This is a genomic window from Streptomyces sp. NPDC101166 (genome assembly GCF_044768125.1).
Classification (GTDB): Bacteria; Actinomycetota; Actinomycetes; order Streptomycetales; family Streptomycetaceae; genus Streptomyces.
The window spans coordinates 1-1323 of record NZ_JBIWPF010000154.1; the positions used below are offsets into that span (position 1 = coordinate 1).

The 1323-nt window shown below is 63.7% G+C and carries 3 protein-coding genes; 2 read left to right on the forward strand and 1 reads right to left on the reverse strand.

Annotated elements, in window-relative coordinates; genetic code table 11:
- Positions 1-335: 335 nt before the first annotated feature.
- Both ACIRS4_RS37245 and ACIRS4_RS37250 read left to right on the forward strand, forming a co-directional pair.
- Complete coding sequence (locus ACIRS4_RS37245; RefSeq protein WP_357084766.1) at positions 336-527, forward strand: hypothetical protein; 192 nt, start codon at positions 336-338, stop codon at positions 525-527.
- A gap of 115 nt (positions 528-642) precedes the next feature.
- Positions 643-957 carry a hypothetical protein gene (locus ACIRS4_RS37250; protein ID WP_404204561.1) on the forward strand — a complete coding sequence of 105 codons (315 nt, stop codon included), beginning with the start codon at positions 643-645 and terminating at the stop codon, positions 955-957.
- Between the two features lie 81 nt (positions 958-1038).
- On the opposite strand, the gene ACIRS4_RS37255 is transcribed toward ACIRS4_RS37250, so the two are convergent.
- A partial coding sequence (locus ACIRS4_RS37255; protein ID WP_404204563.1) for a hypothetical protein occupies positions 1039-1323 on the reverse strand: 285 nt, incomplete at its 5' end.

Here is a 1323-nt window from a genome sequence, read left to right on the forward strand (position 1 = left end):
ATTGTTCGATCAGATGTACTTACAGTTGCAACCGCAAGCACGACGATAGCACGCAGGTAGCCCATGATCGATGGCCTCGGCGAGGCACATCCTTTGCAACACAACAGATTTGATCTTGGAACCCACGCCCAAGAGCGAAGTTGCGAAGGGGGAGCGGAGAATTCGGGTCAGTTCGTCCCGTTCGCCCGATTGTTCCGGAACCCTATGTCCGAAAGGTCACGTGACGCCGGAATCTCTCCTCGATACCCGTGACGAGCGTGCAGATGTGCTTGCATCTGCACGATCCGAGCTCCTAAACTCGGTGCACCAATCCCCCACTCGGCCAGAGGCATCCCATGACGCAGATGCTCGTCCGTCCCACCGATGCCGCCGCTCGCGGCGACCAGTCCGGTGACTGCGAGGCGGAACCACGCACCCTCACCTACCGCCAGGCCCGCGCCGTCCTCCGCGCGCACGACCAGCACTTCGCCTGCCGGCAGTATCTGGCGGCAATAGCGTACCTGTCCGCCGACAACGACGTGGACTGATCGTATCGGGCGCGCGCACTATTGCGTTCGCGTCGATGCCCGATGACGAACAAGAACACGACTTCCCTTGCGTGACAGTGGGTCCGGCGAGTACCCCGGAGGGTGAATTGCCCCCGTGTGGAAGAGCGCCGAGATGTTTCTTCTTATTGCCGCCCACGAGCTGCTGACCCAGATTCAGCACGCGCAGATCGTCGATCCCACGCCCGAGACCCCGCCCGCGGCCGACAAGCTGATGCGGCTGGTCCGGTATTTCACCTGGTTCGTGCTGCTTTCCGGAGTCCTCGCCATCACCTACGCGGGCGGTCGCTTCGCGTGGGAAAAGTGGAGCGGCAGCGGTTTACAGTCGCCCAAACAGGTGGCCGGCGCGCTCGTCGGCGGCATCGTGGCGACGAGCGCGGGCACCATCATGAACGCGGTAATCGGTCAATAGCTCCCAATTCGGGCGCTGAAAATTACCGAGAATTCTGCCAAGAGGGGTTGTCTGAGACGAGACCGACCCGTCGGCCCGAACTCACGCGGTCGCGGCCACCACACCGGCGGCGCCGGATCCGGCCGCGCCGACCAGTTCCTCGAAGCGCGCCACCACTTTCCGGTGGTACATGCCGAAAAGATCCTCGAACAGCGCCAGTTGCGCCTCACTCGGACCGGCGTCGGATTCCCACACCGCCACCAGCGCCCGCCACACCAGCACGTGCAGATCCGGGGAGACCGCGAAGTACGCCTCGACCGCCGCCGGCACCTCGAGCACCATCTCACCGATCGAGTTGAGCACCGCGCGCTGCACCGAGAGCCCGAG

Bases quoted from the DNA above. Each gene is read 5' to 3' on its own strand.
- ACIRS4_RS37245 (WP_357084766.1), top strand. From the start codon at position 336: ATGACGCAGATGCTCGTCCGTCCCACCGATGCCGCCGCTCGCGGCGAC.